The sequence below is a fragment of the Acidovorax sp. 22279 genome (genome assembly GCF_052045435.1).
In the GTDB taxonomy this organism is placed as follows: domain Bacteria; phylum Pseudomonadota; class Gammaproteobacteria; order Burkholderiales; family Burkholderiaceae_C; genus Acidovorax; species Acidovorax delafieldii.
This window is the reverse complement of the sequence record NZ_JBQEOV010000011.1, coordinates 1-16,171: the sequence shown is the minus strand read 5'-3', so window position 1 is coordinate 16,171 and position 16,171 is coordinate 1. Positions and strand designations below refer to the sequence as shown.

The window sequence follows — 16,171 nt, the reverse complement described above, 5'->3', positions numbered from 1 at the left end:
TATTCCAGAGCGTGCAAAGAAATTTAGGGTCAGGGCCCTGGGCCGTGAATTCGAGGCTTCAGCCCAGCAGGGCCGGCACCCAGCGGTTGATGAGCGCGCCTCCGACGATGAGCCAGCCGAACAAGATCAACGCCAGCAGCAGCGGCTTGGCCCCGGCCTTGCGAATGGCGCCGATGTGCGTGGCCAGGCCGAGCGCAGCCATCGCCATCGCCAGCAGCGCGGTGTCAATCTCGATCGTCACTGCCACCACCGACGCCGGCAGCCATTGCAGCGAATTGAGCAACACAACCGCGACGAAGCCGAAGGCGAACCAGGGCACAGCGAGTTGACCCTTGGCGTGAGCATGCTCTGCCTCCACCAGGGCTTGCAGGGTGCTGTCGCGCGCCAGCCAAGCCGACAGCATCACCAGGAACGGCGCCAGCATCATTACTCGAACCATCTTCGCGATGACGGCCGAGTTGGCTGCGTCCGGGCCCACCGAACGTGCTGCGGCCACCACCTGGGCCACCTCGTGGATGGTCGATCCGACGTAGATGCCGAACCCGTTGGCGCCGCCGGGGATCAGCGCCCAGTGCCGGTTCAGCTCGAACAGCGCCGGGTACAGGAAGATCGCCAGCGTGCCGAACACCACCACCGTGGCCACCGCCACCGTGACCTGCTCGGCGCGCGCCTTGACCACCGGCTCGGCGGCCATCACCGCAGCAGCGCCGCAGATGGCACTGCCAGCGCCGATCAGCATCGCCGTCTTGCGCTCCAGGCCCAGCCAGCGCGTGCCGATGAGGCAGGCCAGTGCGAAGGTCGAGCCCAATATCATCGCGTCGATGGCGACACCAGCTATGCCAACATGGTCAATGTCCTGCACGGTGAGCCGCAGGCCGTACAGCACCACGCCCAGGCGAAGCAGGTTCTGCTTGGAGAAGTTGACGCCGGCGCCGCTGGCTACCGCCCAGCGCGGGGCCCACGGGTAAACCGTGTTGCCCACGATCATGCCCAGCACGATGGCCAGCGTCAGCGCACTGAAGCCATGGTCCTGCAGCCAGGCGATGCGGCCCAGCGCGATACCGGTGGCAGCCAAGGCGCCGCTCAGGGCCAGGCCGGGGAGCATGCGTGCGAAAGCCGATGCAGAGGCCGATGTGCGTGGCTCAGGAAGTACGTTGATGGTCATGCTGCTTGCCTCCGGTTGAAGTTCATGAGGACGAAGCTTCCGGCTTCATAGATGACCCGTCAAACGGGTTGTATCGCTAAGATGTACCCATCTGATCGCTTTGCAAACAAATCCGCCATGAATACCCTTCGCCTCACGCTGCGACAGCTGCAGATCTTCGTGGCGGTTGCGCGCAGCGGCACTACCACGGCAGCCAGCGCCGAGATCGCGCTGTCGCAGTCGGCCACCAGCTCGGCCGTGAATGAACTTGAGCGGCTGCTGTCGCTGCGCCTGTTCGACCGCGCGGGCAAGCGCCTGCTGCTCAACGACAACGGCCGTGCGTTACTGCCGCGGGCCCTGGCGCTGCTGGACGGTGCCGCCGGCATCGAGTTGATGTCCCGCGATGGCAGCGCCCAGGCGCAGTCGCTGCGCATCGGCGCCAGCACCACCATCGGCAACTATGTGCTGCCCAGGCTGCTGGCCCGTTTTGTCGCAGCGCAACCGGGCCATGCCAGTGCCTGGCGCTCAAAGGTCGTGATCGGAAACACGGCGGCCATCTGTGACGCGGTCGCTGCGTTTGAACTGGACGTGGGCCTGATCGAAGGGCCTTGCCACCAAGCGGCGCTGGCCGTCACGCCATGGCACCAGGACGAGATGGTGGTCGTTACATCGCCCGACAGCGCGTGGGCACGAATGAGCCTGGCCGGCGAGCGGGTGCCAATGCGGACACTGCGTGAAGGGGTCTGGCTGGTGCGTGAGTTGGGCTCGGGAACGCGCGAGGCCACCGACCAAAGTCTGCTGCCCCACTTGCGCTCCTACCGTCGAAGCATCGAGCTGGGAAGTTCGGAGGCGATCAAACATGCGGCCGAGGCGGGTATGGGCGTGGCCTGCCTTTCGTCGTGGGTCGTGAGCGACGCTTTGGAGGCCGGCCGCCTGTGCCGCATCGCCACGACCTTGCCGCGGCAGCTCCGACAATCTCACCTGGTCGTGCATCGCGACAAACAGCCCACCGCTTCGCTGCTGGCATTTGTCGACCAGGTATCTGGCGCCGAGAACACGGCGCCATGAAATGTGACTCCATCGAGGTCAGGCCTGAGCAGCTCGCCAGTCGGCGCTCAAAGCTTATCCACGCACCTTCAACGAGATTCACGGCAGGCTCACCTGCACAAATGCCGGATGCGGATGGCGAGGTCAAGACTGCCGCATATCCACATACCGCGCGCGATGTCTTGGGCATTGCGATCCAACGGCCACCCCTTGTCTCCTTCTTTATTTGCGGCGAGAGCAATGATCAGAATGTTGCAACAGCATCAGGTCAAAGTGAACTATTGCCCGTCTATCACGCACTTTGAGGAGCACTGGGAACCCGGGTGGCGGGTATTGCGCTACGGACACTGAAGGACCAAAAGAAGTGATTCGCCCTCCCTGCTGGCGCTTGAAGAAGGCCTGCCCATGGTCCAGAACACCGTTTCGTCCGTGACGCAAAGGGCCATTCCAGAACTTTGCACTTCGCTACAGTGCCGAACGACCGGTACAGGTAATCGATCGGTCGCTTGAGATCCTGACCGGTAAGCGACCGCTTGCGTTGGCGCCCATGGACTCTGCCGTCGAACCTAAGGCTACGCTGAACAAGTAGCCGATTTGAGCGATCCGCTGCCCAATGGGTCGCTGACGCGGGGAAGCCTCGCGGTTTGACCGCGTTCCCCGGCCATACCGGCCGTGCTTGCGCACTTGGAGTGCGCAACGGGCGCACTCATGCCGCGAGGCGCTGCCGCGCCAGGTAGATGTTGGCCAGACCCAGCACCACGAACGAACGTGTGGCGTTCTTGGCAAGGCCTCGGTAGCGCACCTTGGCAAAGCCCCAGAGCCGCTTCACCACGGCAAAGACGTGTTCGACTCGGGCGCGGACCTTGGACTTGTTGTGATTCTTCGAGCGCTCGACCTCGTCGATCTCGCCATCCCTGCGCACGCGCTGGTTGGTGAAGTCCTTGGTCTGGGGCGCCTTCGATTCGATCAACGCCCTCTGGCTGGCGTAGGCGCTGTCGCCGTATACACGCTGCTCGTTCCCGTGCAACAGCTCGGGCAATGGATGTTTGTCATGCACGTTGGCTGCCGTGACCACAGCGCTGTGCGCCAGCCCAGTGCGGCTGTCCACGCCGATGTGCATCTTCATGCCGAAGTACCACTGCTGGCCTTTGCGGGTCTGGTGCATCTCCGGGTCGCGCTGTTTGTCGGCGTTCTTGGTCGAGCTGGGCGCGCCGATGATGGTGGCATCCACGATGGTGCCGGTGCCCACCTTCATGCCTCGGGCCTGCAGCACCTCCCCCACCTTGGCAAACAAGGCCTCGCCCAGCTTGTGCTTCTCCAGCAGGCGGCGAAACTTCAGCAGCGTGGTCCCGTCAGGCACACGTTCACGCCCCAGATCAATGCCTACAAAGCGGCGCAGCGCCGTGCTGTCGAGCAGAGCCTCCTCGCAGGCCTCATCAGCCAGGTTGAACCAGTGCTGCACGAAGTACATCCGCAGCATGCGTTCCAGTCCGATCGGTGGGCGCCCGTTGCCGGCCTTGGGGTAGTGCGGTTCGATGACCGAGCACAACTCCTGCCACGGCACGATCTGCTCCATCGTCGCCAGGAATGTGTCCCGCTTGGTGAGCTTGCGGTATTGCTCGTAGCCGTCGCCTTGATCGGCTGCCATCGCCAGGGTTTGCTGTTTCATCTTCACCTTCGTGTCTCTGGTGTCTCGATACATGCAAACCTCGCGCCACCTCTCAACTTGTTCAGCGTAGCCCTAAGTGGCAGCAATCAGTCTTGACTTGACGATGGGCACGGAGACGTGAACGGCCGCTGATGGCCGATGTGCGTCATGGTAGCGGGGGCGGTGGTGGGCACTGAGCGGACTGAGACCTTGGGACCTTACCTCGACTGGTCTTTCAGTACTCGCAGCGCCAAGTAGGCTACGCAAGCGCCGAGGGCCGTCCAAAACAGGTGGTAGGCAACATGGCCGGCAGGCACACCAAGTGCTGCCTTCAAGACTTGCGCCAGACCGTTGCGGAGCGACGAGATGGTTGGCGACGGCGGTGCCAATGTGACGGCCGCCCATGCGCTGAGCAAACTCAAGCCGGCTCCCACAACGAAAAAGAACCAAGCAGCAATCTTCGCTTCGCGCACGTTGCCTCCTCCTCGAATGTCCACTTCTGGCCGCTTTCGGCAGTTTGGCTGCAGTCCGGTCAGTTGTTCTTAAGTTGTTCTCTCGCGTCCTGCCAGTCTTCCCAGCAGTGCTCTGGCCTGACATCTCGATAGCCCCGCTCTTGCTCCATAGCTAAAGCCGCGCTGTAGGGCATGCTCATGCACACAGACTTATCGCGGATGGCATGTACTTCCAATTCTGTTAGTGGCGAACCCTTTTCACTCTCCAGCCGATACAAAATCGCGACGAGGGCTGGTATGAAAACGAGGCAAACAGGGTCATCTTCGACCGTTTTCTCTTCCATGGAGTCTGGCGCTTTCCAATTGATTTAACGTCTGATTGTGGCCGGTGTCAGACTCTTGCAAGTTCAGCCTCAACGAATCGCTGAATCCTATTTATCAGACTGGCGAGTTCAGGTTGGTTTCCATACATGTCGAACTCCCGGGTGGCGATGAGACCCATAGAAAAAGGTCCTGGTCTGGGGCCTTGCTTGCCACTCGACGCAAATTCGCGACACCAGGCAAGTTGACGCTCAATGCTTTGTGCGGGCTCCAGGCCGGCTAACGCCATAGGGTAAATGTCGGCTAGTGCGCCGTCTATGAGTGCGAGCAGTTCGTTATTCATGTAAATGTTGAATGGCTGCTTCTGGCCAATAGTACGCGTTCGATGGCTAAGTCTGGAGGACGGCAATCGCTGCGTAACTGGCATTCCTGATAGCAGTAGGCAGAGTCACTGCTGCACTGACAGAGGGAAGAAACAGACCCCATGTGGTCTATCTAAATGCCTGAGCAATTGCCGTTCTCGGCCAGGCAAGTGACTGAAGACGACTACGGCAGGTTCTACAGTACGTGAACTGAGCTTGGCATCCGAAGACACTGCGCGTAGGCGCACCGTAAGGTTGAGTCGCATGGGGGCGACAAACAAAGGCTCAAGGCCCCGCGTTGAGTACATGTGATTGAATCCGAGGCAACGCGCCGAACCGTGCGCACAGGCGTGTCTCTGAGGTGCACCGCCTGTACACCCTCGATCTCCCAATGTTCACTCGCCGTCTTGCCCTGCGCACTTTTCTGACACTCGCACTATTGGCGGTTTTGCTGCCCCTGGTGCTTGCCAGCAGCAGTTTGTTTTATCGCTCTGCTACGGGTGCCATGGAAGAGTTCGCGCTGCAATTGGCTGACGAGGTCTCAGGCAGGGTCCGCGAAAAGGTGGTCTCCTTCTTTGATGTGCCGCAGCGCGTAGTCGCTTTCAATGTCGAGCAAGTGCGCGCCGGATATCTGATGGTTCAGCAACCTGACGTGTTGATGCGCCAGTTCATGCTGCAGATCGACCAGCAACCCCAACTGACCTTCATATCCATGGGCATGCCTGATGGCCAGTACTACGCCGGCAGCCGTCCCCCTTTGGGGGAGGACCGCGCTTTGCGCATGCTGCGCGCACGGATCATTGATGGCCGGGCCATGGAGGTTTTGCGCATCGACGCCGTGAGTCGCGAGCCAACGCTGATTTCCCGCAGCGAGGTGGGCTTTGACGCACGTACCCGTCCGTGGTACCAGTCAGCGATTGCCAATGATGGGGTCGCATGGTACGCGCCTTATCGCTACATGATCAACGATGCGCAAGGCGCATATGCCGCAATTGGCATGGGGATTTCAGCTCCGGTCCGCTCACGCGATGGCAGTTTGATCGGGGTAGTCACCGCCGATGTGGCGCTGTCCCAGCTCAACGAGTTTCTGGCCGCGCTGGCCTCCGAGTCCGGGGGCAGGGCCTTTCTGGCCGAGGCCTCGGGAGAACTGCTTGCAATGTCCTCGCACGATCCGTCTGCAGGTGTATCGGCTTTGGTGGATGGGCAGCGTGTGCGCATCGACCAAAGCCACGACCCTGTGATGCGTGCGTTGGGGCAGCACATCCTGCAGAGCGGTCAACGCGAGGGAAACCGATTCATGGATGTGGACGGTGTGCGTCACCTGGCGCGTTGGTGGACGCATGCGCTGGATCGCGGTCCTGTGCTGACGATGGCGATCATCCTGCCTGAGAGCCGCTTCAACACGCCGTTGCGGGGAGTGCTACGCAACACGATCTACACCACGCTGGCCGTCTTGCTGGCTTCAGTGCTGTTTTCGGTATTTGTGGCCAGCCGGTTGGTGAGACCCTTGCAGGTACTCAGTGACTGGGCAGTCAGACTGACCCAGTCCGACTGGAATGCCCAGGCGCCTAAATCCAGCCCTATTCGCGAGTTACGATCTCTGGCGGATTCCATGGGCTACATGGCAGGGCATTTGAAGGAGCATGCCGAAGATCTGGAGCAAATGGTCGCGCAACGCACCCAGGAGTTGGAGAGTGCTGTGGCCTCGATTGAGCAGACGCTGACCGACCAGCGCCATTTCATCGCCATGCTGTCCCATGAGGTACGTTCTCCACTGGCGGTGATCAACACCGCCGGGCAGTTGCTTGCGCTGCGCTCCAAGGATGTGCCTGCGCAGCTGGCATTGGCGCAACGCATCCTGCGGGGCTCGGCGCGATTGAGCTACTTCTTTGACAACTGCCTGACCCAGGACCGCATTGATAGCCACAACTTTGCGGTAGAGCCAGTACCCGTTGACGTGGGAGAGTTGTGCTTGTGGGTAACGGAAAACGGAGGCCAACTGTCTGCCGAGCACCCGCTGTACCTGGCGGTGGAACCCGGGTTGCCATCATTGAATGGCGACCCCGTGCTGTTGCGCGTGATGCTCATGAACGTGCTGTCGAACGCATTCAAGTATTCCGAGGTGGGTGCAACGGTGTCTCTTAGCGTGCACCAGCAAGAGGGCCAGTGCCGTTTTGTCATTGAGGACGAAGGCCCTGGCATTCCGCTGGAAGAGCAAACGCTGGTGTTTGAGAAGTACCGCCGCGGCCGTACGGCAGAGGGCAAACCCGGTGCCGGACTGGGGCTGGCTTTGGTAAAACGGATCGTTGACTTGCATGGTGGGGCTGTCCAGCTACAGGCCGTCCAACCCCAAGGCACTCGCTTTGTGATCGACATCCCGTTGAATGTGACACCGGTGGCCTGAATGTTGCATTCCGGACAGGTGCCGGAGGTATTCGCAACATGACCCAATCCAAGCCCAGCATTGCTATCGTAGAGGACGACTCCGATCAACTGCACAGCATCGAGGAGTTCTTGCTCGACTCGGGCTACAGCGTTTGGGGTGCGGGTAGCGCCGAGGCGTTTTACAAAGGTTTCACCGTTCAGCCGGTCGATGTGGTTCTCTTGGACCTGGGGCTTCCCGGTGAGGATGGCCTCAGTGTGGCGTCGCTACTCAAGTCCAGACCCGAGGTGGGGGTGATCATCCTCAGCGCCCGAGATTCACTGGACGATCGCCTGGCAGGAATGCGTGCTGGGGCAGATCGTTACCTGGTCAAGCCGGTCAACCTGCTGGAGTTGGCTGCAAATATTGACGCTACGGCGAGCCGACTTGCCCCCAGGACAGCCGTAGACCCCGCAGGATCGCTGGTTGCTGCGACCATACCTGTCGCAAAGACGGCGTGCTGGGTGCTGGCCATGAAGGACTGGGTACTGTCATCGCCGCAGGGCAAGTGTCTGCCACTGACGACCCACGAGTTCATGTTCTTGCAGCAACTCCTGCGAGCGGATGGCCAGCCAGTGCCCAAGCGCGACCTCAGCACTCACCTGTTTGGTGCTCGTGCCCAAAACGGGGCTGAACGGCTCAACTTGCTTCTCACGAGGCTGCGCAAAAAGGCAGCGGAAGCGTTTTCTGAACCTCTGCCAGTCAAGACGCTGCACCAGATTGGCTACGCCTTTACAGCCTCAGCACAGCTCGTGCAGGACACTCAACGGCTGCATTGACACTCCCGTGATCCCCTTGAAGCGGCGCTAAACCAGACGGGGAGCGCGCCGCGGCTTGGCCGCGCCAGCAAAGAAAGCGTGCTGGGTTAACCCTGTGCTTGCATGAATCCAAATGAAAGATTTGGAAAGATCAGGAAGGTGGTTTCTTGGACACCATGGAGGTGGCAACTCTTGATCTCCCACTTCTACTCACTGGAGTCCTCCATGCAACGTCGTCATCTTCTGCAAGTCTCGGCACTGAGTGCGCTGTCCGCCTCTATCGGCCTGACCCGCAGCGCCTTTGCGCAGGCCCCGGGCGCCATTCAGTTTGGCTGTCCGGTACCGATGTCCGGTCCTTTTGCGGCCAACGGAAAGTTCGCCGACATGGGGATGCGACTGGCCATTGAGCAATATGGCAAAGCCCTCAATCGCCCGCTGGCCTACACACTCCTGGACACAGAGGGCAAGCCCGCTACAGCCGTGCGCAAGGTGCAGGAAGCAGCCCAGCAGCAAGGGGCTCGATTCTTCGCGGGCGGCATCCTTTCGGGCGAGGCCCTGGCCATGGGCAAGGAGGCCGAGAAGGCTGGCGGCCTGTTTGTGACCACGGCTGGGGCCGATGAAATCACTGGGTCGGACTGCAATGCTGCGACCTTCCGTTGGTCGGTGCCCACTTTCGGCGCCGTCGAGCAGACGGTGCGTCCGCTGATCGATTCCATGCCTAAGGCCAAGCGCTGGTACACCATCACACCGCAGTACGTGTTTGGCGATGGCCTGCTGTCGGCTGCCAAGAACATCTTCAAGGAAAAGGGGATCGAGCATGTGGGTAACAGCTACCACTCGCTGACCGAGAAGGAGTTCAGCGGCTACATCACCAACGCTCTGGCCGCAAAGCCCGATGTCCTGCTGCTGCTGAACTTTGGCGCGCAATGTGCCGACACGCTTCGCCAGGCCGTGAGCTTTGGTATGCACAAGAACATGACGATCCTGGTGGCCTGGGCCTCTGGTTTGGAGCAGTTCGAATCGCTGGGCGCTGACCTGTGCGACGGTATCTACTTTGGTGCCCAGTACTGGCACACGGTGGATTCCGAACTCAACCGCGATCTTGTCAAACGCACCAATGACAAGCTCAAGATGAACCCCAACTACAGCCTGGCGGGCTCCTATATCTGCACAAAGCTGCTGATCGACGGAATCATCAAGGCCGGGTCCGTGGAGCAAAAAGCCGTGATCGCCGCACTGGAGGGCCACAAATACCAGGGTCTGACCGGTGAGGAAGAGGTACGAAAGGCGGACCACCAGGTGCTCAAGAACTACTACCTGCTCAAGGGCAAGGCCAAGTCCAAGATGAAGAACAAGGACGACTACGTGGACGTGCTCAGTTCGGGCAAGTCGTTCCTGCCCATCGACCAGACGGGCTGCAAGCGCGCCTGACCCTCGCGGCGTCCGCCGGGCTGGGCATAGCCCCATGCGCGCGCTGTGGCCGCCCCATTTTTTTGAGAACCCCAGCGGCATCGACAGGGTGCGGCTGGTGGTCGTTCGGCCGAGCACTTTATGAACATTTACCTTCTACAGGTCATCAATGGAATCGGCATTGGCATGCTGTATTTCCTGTTGGCGGTGGGCCTGTCCATTGTTTTTGGTTTGCTGCGATTCGTGAACTTCGCGCACGGGGCGTTCTACCTGATCGGAGCGTATTTTTGCTACCAGATGACGCGATGGGGCATGAGCTTCTGGTTGGCTCTGGTAGTGGTGCCGCTGGTGGTGGGGGCGATTGGCTGGGCCACGGAAAAGCTGGTCCTGCGCCACGTGTATGCCTCGGACCATGAGTTTCACATCCTCGTGACGGTGGGTCTGGCACTCGCAGTCCAGGAGCTGGTGATCCTGCAATGGGGCCCACTGGGTGACAGCGTGGCGGTTCCCGACGCGCTGCAGGGAGTGGTGATGTGGGGCAGTTTCATCTACCCGAAGTACCGCCTGTTCGTGATCGGCTTTACTTCGGTGCTGGCAGTGCTGCTGTGGTGGGTTCTTGAGGGCACGCGACTCGGTAGCGCTGTGCGAGCAGGCAGCGAGTCGACCGAGATGGTCTCGCTGCTCGGCATCAATGTGCTGCGTATTTTCAGCCTGGTATTTGGTTTGGGCGCAGCCACCGCTGCACTGGCCGGCGTGCTTGCATCCCCCATTCGTGGAGCAGAACCCTTCATGGGCATTGAAGCCCTGGCGGTAGCTTTTGTCGTGGTGGTCGTGGGGGGGCTGGGCAGTTTCAGTGGCGCATTGCTGGGCGGATTGATGATCGGCATTGTGCAAAGCATCATGAGCACGCTATGGCCAGAAGGGGCCCGCCTGATGATCTATGTGGCTATGGCGGCCGTGCTGCTACTGCGTCCCCACGGCCTGCTGGGCCGCAAGGAGTGAACCCCATGAAGAAATACACGCATTTCCTGTTTGCAGCAGTGGTGGTGGTGGCCATGCCGTTGCTGATGCAGTCGGGCTCCTTGGCTAGCGAGGTACTCATCTTTGCGCTGGCGGCCATGGGATGCAATCTGCTGCTCGGCTTCACCGGCTTGCTTTCGTTCGGGCAGGGCATTTTCTTTGGTCTGGGCAGTTACACCGTTGCCTTGCTACTCACCCGCTGGCCTGTTCCCATGCCGCTTGCGTTGCTGCTCGCCACCGTCATGGGAGCGCTCGGGGCGGCCGTGGTGGGCTGGGTGGCCATTCGCCAGCGTGGCACCTACTTTGTGATGCTGACATTGGCCTTTGCGCAGATGTTCTATTTCATTGCGTATACGGCGACCGGCTTGACGGGGGGGGACAACGGGTTGATGGATATCCCTCGTCCCAATGTGTCCATCCTGGGCTTTGACCTGTGGACGTTGGCGTCGCCCTGGCAGTTCTATGGTTTTGTTTCGCTGATTTTTCTGGTGGTGTTCTGGCTGCTGCTCAAGGTGTCACGCTCGACATTCGGGCGAACCTTGCTGGCAGTGCGAGACAACGAAGAGCGTGCGGCTGCCATTGGCTACAACCTCAGGCTGCTCAAGCTGCAGGCGTTTGTGATCTCGGGTGCTGTCACCGGTCTCGCGGGGGCGCTGCATGCCATGATGACCGGCCTGGCTCCGCTGTCCAACGCGGAGTACCACACCAGTGAAATGATCCTGGTGATGACCGTTATTGGCGGGACGGGCAACCTGTTTGCCTCGCTGCTGGGATCAGCGTTCTACCTGCTGCTGGCCGACTGGCTGTCTCAACTGTGGCCGCGTTGGCTTTTACTGCTGGGCATTGCATTGATGGCCGTGAGCCTCTGGATGCAGCGCGGGCTGTGGGGCCTGGGTGAAACGGTCTGGAATCGGCTGCAAGGGCATCGCAAACAGTCGGCTGGCATGGTGGTGGCGCCATCGGCAGCTGCAGTTCCTGCGAAAGGAGAACAGGCATGAGCCCAAAGACCCCGATCTTGTTGGAAGCCATTGATGTCGAGAAGCACTATGGCAAGTTTGCAGCGCTGGGCGGTGTCAGTCTCCAGGTGCGTGCGAATACCGTGCATTCGGTGATTGGCCCCAACGGTGCTGGCAAGACCACGTTGTTCCATATGCTCACCGGCACCAAGACAGTCAGTGGGGGCCGGATTCTTTTTGATGGACAGGATGTCACGCATGAGCCAGACCATCGGCGGGTGCAGCGAGGCATTGCGCGTTCATTCCAGGTGACCAGTCTGTTCTTGAGCTTGCCGGTGCGTGAGAACCTGCGCCTTGGCGCACAAGGCGTACAGCCTGCACGCGCCCTGAATCCTTGGCACGAGCCGGTAGGGGCGCGTGCGCAGTCGCAGGTGGTTGACGCCGTTCTGTCGAAGGTGGGACTGGAGAACCTCGCAGACACCCCCGCTGGCAATCTTTCGCATGGCCAGCAGCGCCGGCTGGAAGTGGGCATGGCCCTGGCTGCACGGCCCAAGGCCATTTTCCTGGATGAGCCCACGTCGGGCATGGGCATCGATGACCTGGACGACATGAAGTGCTTGATCAAGAGCCTGCGCGACGAACACACGGTGGTCTTGATCGAGCACAACATGAACATCGTGATGGATATCTCGGACACCGTGACGGTGATGCAGCTGGGGCGCGTGCTGGCCGAAGGCATGCCACACGACATACGCAGCGACGAAAGGGTGCGGACTGCGTACTTGGGCAACATGATCACAGGGGGCAAGGCATGATTCTCGATGTTGACAACCTGCATGCCCACTACGGCAAAAGCCATGTGCTTCAGGGTGTGTGTTTCACGGTGGGTAACGGCGAACTGGTCACCCTGCTGGGGCGCAACGGCGCAGGCAAGACCACCACACTCAAGAGCATCGCCGGGGTAGTCGCTCCCACGCAGGGCCGTGTGGCATTTGCCGGCAAACCGCTGCAGGGTCAGGCTTCGCATGTGATCGCCCGGCAGGGGGTGTGTCTGGTACCGGAGCACCGGGGCATCTTCAAGCTGCTGACCGTGGAAGAGAACCTGATGCTGGGCCTGCGAAAAAGCTCACCCTGGCAACTGGACGACGTGTACCGCATTTTCCCCAGGCTCAAGGAGCGCAAGCGTAACGGCGGTGGGCAGCTCTCCGGCGGCGAGCAGCAAATGCTAGCGATCGGCCGCGCGCTGATGAACGACCCCAAGCTGCTCATGTTGGACGAGCCCGTGGAGGGGCTGGCCCCCGTGATCGTGGAGGAAATCGTGGCCCAGCTCAAGACCATCAAGGCCGCAGGCGTTGCCATCTTGCTGGTGGAGCAGAACCTGGAGGTCTGCACGCAACTGGCCGACCGCCATTGCATCCTGGAACAAGGACGCATCGTCTACACAGCCGACAACGCAAGCTTTCTTGCCGATGAAGAGGTCAAAGACCGTTATCTGGGCGTGGGCTTGGCCTGAGCCCTGGCCCATCCCGCATTGAATCCCGAAGGGCGTTTCATGAAGTTTCTGATTGCTCGTCTTAACCACGAGACCAATACCTTTTCTCCAGTGCCCACGCCCTTGAAGGCGTTTGCGCCGGAGTACGACGCGGCGGCCTTCCATGCCAACTTCGGCATGCGAACGGCGATGGCGGCTTTCATTGATGCAGCAAAGCGGGTAGGGGCGCAGTGCGTGACGCCCGTCTCCGCCACGGCAAACCCCAGCGGACCGGTAGATGCCGACGCCTACCGCCAGTTGACGGACCGCATCGTCGCCGCAGCGGTGGGTTGCGATGCCATCCTGCTCGATTTGCATGGCGCGATGGTGGCGCAGAACACACCGGACGGGGAAGGAGACCTGCTTGCCCGGGTGAGGGCGGCTGCGCCTGGCGTACCTTTGGGTGTAGCACTGGACCTGCACGGCAACATCACGCAGAAGATGGTCGATAACGCCGATGTGATGGTCGGGTTCAAGACCTACCCGCATGTGGACATGTACGAAACGGGCGAGCACGCGGCACGTCTCGTATTGCAGATGTTGCAGCAAGGCACGCGCTATGCCGTGCGCTGGCGACAGTTGCCCCTGCTCAGTCACACCCTGCGCAGCACGACCTTGGGTGGCGCTATGGCCGCCGCCGTGTCATCGGCGCGGCAGGCTGAAGGGGAGGGTGTGCTGGCCATGACCATCTTTGCAGGCTTCTCCTTGGCCGACATCGCCGCACCATGCGTGAGCGTAGTGGCCACGGCGGAATGCACTGCCGAGGGTGAAGCGCTGTGCGCCGCTGCGCTGGACCGCGTGGCTGCCCAGATCTGGGCGGAACGTGAAGGCTACGTATATGCAAGCGAGCCCTTGGCCGAAGCCTTCGTTCGGGCGCAGCGCATGGCCGAAGGAGCGGGCAAGCCCGTGCTGCTGCTGGATCACAGCGACAACTGCATGTCCGGAGGAACCTGCGACACCATGGACGTGCTGCAGGCCGCCTGGCAGCATGGCCTGACTGGTATCGCCACGGGGCCGCTGTCTGATCCGGAGGCCGTTGAGCAGCTCGTGGCGGCCGGTGTGGGCGCGCAGGTGTCGGTGCGCCTGGGCAACAAGGTGCCGCTGGCTCGGCTGGGCATTGTCAAAGAGCCCGTGCTGGTGCAGGGCACAGTGCGTGCCATCAGCGACGGCAGCTACACCGTGACGGGCCCGATATACACCGGCCAGCGCTGCTCCATGGGACGTGCCGTCTGGCTGGATGCCGGCGGCACGCAGATCGTGGTGGTGGAGCAGCCGCACGAACCGTGGGATCTGGGCGTTTTTTCTTGTGTGGGCCTGAACCCCACGGCATATCGTTACCTGCTGCTCAAGTCGCGCATGTACTGCCGACCGGTCTTCGTGCCGCTCTCTGCTGGATTGGTGGAGTGCGATAGCCCCGGCGTGACCAGCTCGGACTACCAGCTGTTCCCGTTCGAAAACCTGCGCCAGCCCGTCTACCCGTTGGGCGACGTGCTCACATATCCCTGACTGAGCTATATCTCTGGAGCTTCTATGGACACCAAAGTCAAACCCGACATCGAGACCCTGCGCATCAACGGCGATCGCCTGTGGGCGTCACTCATGGAGCTGGCGCAGATCGGCGCCACCCCCAAGGGCGGCGTGTGCCGCTTGACCCTCACCGACCTGGACAAACAGGGTCGTGACTTGGTGACCCGCTGGGCGCGTGAAGCGGGCATGACCGTCACCATCGACAAGATCGGCAACGGCTTCATGCGCCGCCCCGGCCGCAACAACAGCCTGCCACCCATCATGACCGGCAGCCACATTGACACCCAGCCCACCGGCGGCAAGTTCGACGGCAACTACGGCGTGCTCGCCGGCATCGAGGTGGTGCGCACGCTCAACGACCATGGCATCGAAACCGAGGCCCCCATCGAAGTGGCCTTCTGGACCAACGAAGAAGGATCGCGTTTCGTGCCCGTGATGATGGGCTCCGGCGTGTTCGCCAAAGCCTTCACGCTGGATCACGCCTACGCAGCTACCGACACCGAAGGCAAGACCGTGAAAGGCGAGCTGGAGCGCATCGGTTACATCGGAGACCAGGAACCGGGAGACCACCCCATTGGCGCCTACTTCGAAACCCACATCGAACAAGGCCCGGTGCTGGAAGACAACGACAAGACCATCGGCGTGGTCAGCGGCGTGCTGGGCATCCGCTGGTTTGACTGCACCGTCACCGGCATGGAAGCCCACGCAGGCCCCACCCCCATGGCCCTGCGCAAGGACGCGATGCTGGCCGCCACACGCATCATGCAAGACGTAGTCGCCGCCGCCCACCGCCACCCGCCGCACGGGCGCGGCACCGTGGGCATGGTGCAGGTGTTCCCCAACAGCCGCAACGTGATTCCGGGCCGGGTCAAATTCAGCATCGACCTGCGCAACAGCACCGACGCGCTGGTGGACGCCATGGCCGCCGAGGTCAAGGCCTTTGCCGACCAAGTGGCCAAGGAGCATGGCGTGCAAGTCCACATCGAAATGGTGTCCAGCTACCCCGCACAGCTCTTCCAGCCCGAATGCGTGCAGGCCGTGGGCCGCGCCGCCGCCAAGCTGGGCTACAGCCACATGCCTGCCGTCTCCGGCGCGGGGCACGATGCCGTGTACATGGCCAAGCTCGCACCCAGCGGCATGATCTTCATCCCCTGCAAGGACGGCATCAGCCACAACGAGATCGAGGATGCGAAACCCGAGCACATCGAGGCGGGATGCAACGTGCTGCTGCACGCCATGCTGGAGCGGGCTGGTACCTAATGCTATACAAAATATAGCGGCAGATACATGATTCCGTAGCGCTTGCACCCGTTTGGATGCAAAAAGCGGGTGGAACGGATCAGTCCAGCTTCGTCAGCCCCAGAAAGTGGTCCAGCATGTGGAAGTGGTCTTCGAAGAATTCCTCTTCCAGGCCTGCCAGCTGGTCGATGGGGATCCACTGCACCAGCGCTGCATCGTCATCGGCCTGCACCACCGGGAAGGGCGCATCGCCCAGGTCAAAGTAGTGTGCATGCGTGATGGTGCGACCGCGCTGGCTGCGGTCGGGGTGGTCGAACACGGCCACTGACTGCAG

The 16,171-nt window shown here is 61.3% G+C and carries 16 protein-coding genes and 1 pseudogene; 11 read left to right on the top strand and 6 right to left on the bottom strand.

Annotation, left to right across the window (positions count from 1 at the left end):
* Positions 1-58: 58 nt before the first annotated feature.
* A complete protein-coding gene (locus ACTJKQ_RS15205) occupies positions 59-1,165 on the bottom strand; it encodes a YeiH family protein (RefSeq protein WP_067513517.1) in 1,107 nt (368 codons plus the stop codon).
* A 117-nt stretch (positions 1,166-1,282) separates the two neighbouring features.
* Here ACTJKQ_RS15205 and ACTJKQ_RS15200 point away from each other — a divergent pair, with 117 nt between their 5' ends.
* Complete coding sequence (locus tag ACTJKQ_RS15200; protein WP_067513515.1) at positions 1,283-2,212, top strand: LysR family transcriptional regulator; 930 nt, start codon at positions 1,283-1,285, stop codon at positions 2,210-2,212.
* Complete coding sequence (locus tag ACTJKQ_RS15195) at positions 2,209-2,496, top strand: hypothetical protein (protein ID WP_143434382.1); 288 nt, start codon at positions 2,209-2,211, stop codon at positions 2,494-2,496. Before ACTJKQ_RS15200 ends, ACTJKQ_RS15195 begins: the two co-directional genes overlap by 4 nt.
* Positions 2,497-2,897: 401 nt before the next feature.
* Here the strand turns inward: ACTJKQ_RS15195 and ACTJKQ_RS15190 are convergent, their stop codons facing one another.
* From ACTJKQ_RS15190 to ACTJKQ_RS15175, 4 genes are all read right to left on the bottom strand, one after another.
* Positions 2,898-3,860 (bottom strand): IS5 family transposase, encoded by a 963-nt coding sequence (locus tag ACTJKQ_RS15190; protein WP_440597340.1) that lies wholly within the window; start codon positions 3,858-3,860, stop codon positions 2,898-2,900.
* Positions 3,861-4,057: 197 nt separating this feature from the next.
* Positions 4,058-4,312, bottom strand: a complete 255-nt coding sequence (locus ACTJKQ_RS15185; RefSeq protein ID WP_146191298.1) for a hypothetical protein — start codon at positions 4,310-4,312, stop codon at positions 4,058-4,060.
* Between the two features lie 59 nt (positions 4,313-4,371).
* Positions 4,372-4,635, bottom strand: coding sequence for a hypothetical protein (locus tag ACTJKQ_RS15180; protein WP_108498061.1), 264 nt, complete (start codon positions 4,633-4,635; stop codon positions 4,372-4,374).
* Between the two features lie 47 nt (positions 4,636-4,682).
* Positions 4,683-4,955 (bottom strand): hypothetical protein, encoded by a 273-nt coding sequence (locus ACTJKQ_RS15175; RefSeq protein ID WP_146191299.1) that lies wholly within the window; start codon positions 4,953-4,955, stop codon positions 4,683-4,685.
* 410 nt (positions 4,956-5,365) lie between these two features.
* Here ACTJKQ_RS15175 and ACTJKQ_RS15170 point away from each other — a divergent pair, with 410 nt between their 5' ends.
* The 9 genes from ACTJKQ_RS15170 to ACTJKQ_RS15130 all read left to right on the top strand — a co-directional run bounded on the left by ACTJKQ_RS15170 (position 5,366) and on the right by ACTJKQ_RS15130 (position 15,858).
* A complete protein-coding gene (locus tag ACTJKQ_RS15170) occupies positions 5,366-7,378 on the top strand; it encodes an ATP-binding protein (RefSeq protein ID WP_440597339.1) in 2,013 nt (670 codons plus the stop codon).
* A 38-nt stretch (positions 7,379-7,416) separates the two neighbouring features.
* A complete protein-coding gene (locus tag ACTJKQ_RS15165; RefSeq protein WP_440597338.1) occupies positions 7,417-8,175 on the top strand; it encodes a response regulator transcription factor in 759 nt (252 codons plus the stop codon).
* A gap of 204 nt (positions 8,176-8,379) precedes the next feature.
* Positions 8,380-9,585 (top strand): ABC transporter substrate-binding protein, encoded by a 1,206-nt coding sequence (locus tag ACTJKQ_RS15160; protein WP_108498876.1) that lies wholly within the window; start codon positions 8,380-8,382, stop codon positions 9,583-9,585.
* A gap of 120 nt (positions 9,586-9,705) precedes the next feature.
* Positions 9,706-10,566 (top strand): branched-chain amino acid ABC transporter permease, encoded by an 861-nt coding sequence (locus ACTJKQ_RS15155; protein WP_440597337.1) that lies wholly within the window; start codon positions 9,706-9,708, stop codon positions 10,564-10,566.
* Between the two features lie 5 nt (positions 10,567-10,571).
* Entirely contained in the window at positions 10,572-11,582 is a 1,011-nt protein-coding gene (locus ACTJKQ_RS15150) for a branched-chain amino acid ABC transporter permease (RefSeq protein ID WP_440597336.1), read from the top strand.
* Complete coding sequence (locus ACTJKQ_RS15145) at positions 11,579-12,355, top strand: ABC transporter ATP-binding protein (RefSeq protein WP_440597335.1); 777 nt, start codon at positions 11,579-11,581, stop codon at positions 12,353-12,355. Before ACTJKQ_RS15150 ends, ACTJKQ_RS15145 begins: the two co-directional genes overlap by 4 nt.
* Complete coding sequence (locus ACTJKQ_RS15140) at positions 12,352-13,053, top strand: ABC transporter ATP-binding protein (protein ID WP_056058922.1); 702 nt, start codon at positions 12,352-12,354, stop codon at positions 13,051-13,053. Before ACTJKQ_RS15145 ends, ACTJKQ_RS15140 begins: the two co-directional genes overlap by 4 nt.
* A 39-nt stretch (positions 13,054-13,092) precedes the next feature.
* Entirely contained in the window at positions 13,093-14,577 is a 1,485-nt protein-coding gene (locus tag ACTJKQ_RS15135) for a M81 family metallopeptidase (protein WP_440597334.1), read from the top strand.
* A gap of 24 nt (positions 14,578-14,601) precedes the next feature.
* Positions 14,602-15,858 (top strand): Zn-dependent hydrolase, encoded by a 1,257-nt coding sequence (locus ACTJKQ_RS15130; protein WP_440597333.1) that lies wholly within the window; start codon positions 14,602-14,604, stop codon positions 15,856-15,858.
* Between the two features lie 79 nt (positions 15,859-15,937).
* On the opposite strand, the pseudogene ACTJKQ_RS15125 reads toward ACTJKQ_RS15130, so the two are convergent.
* A pseudogene (locus ACTJKQ_RS15125) lies at positions 15,938-16,171 on the bottom strand (cytidyltransferase); the annotation flags it as partial.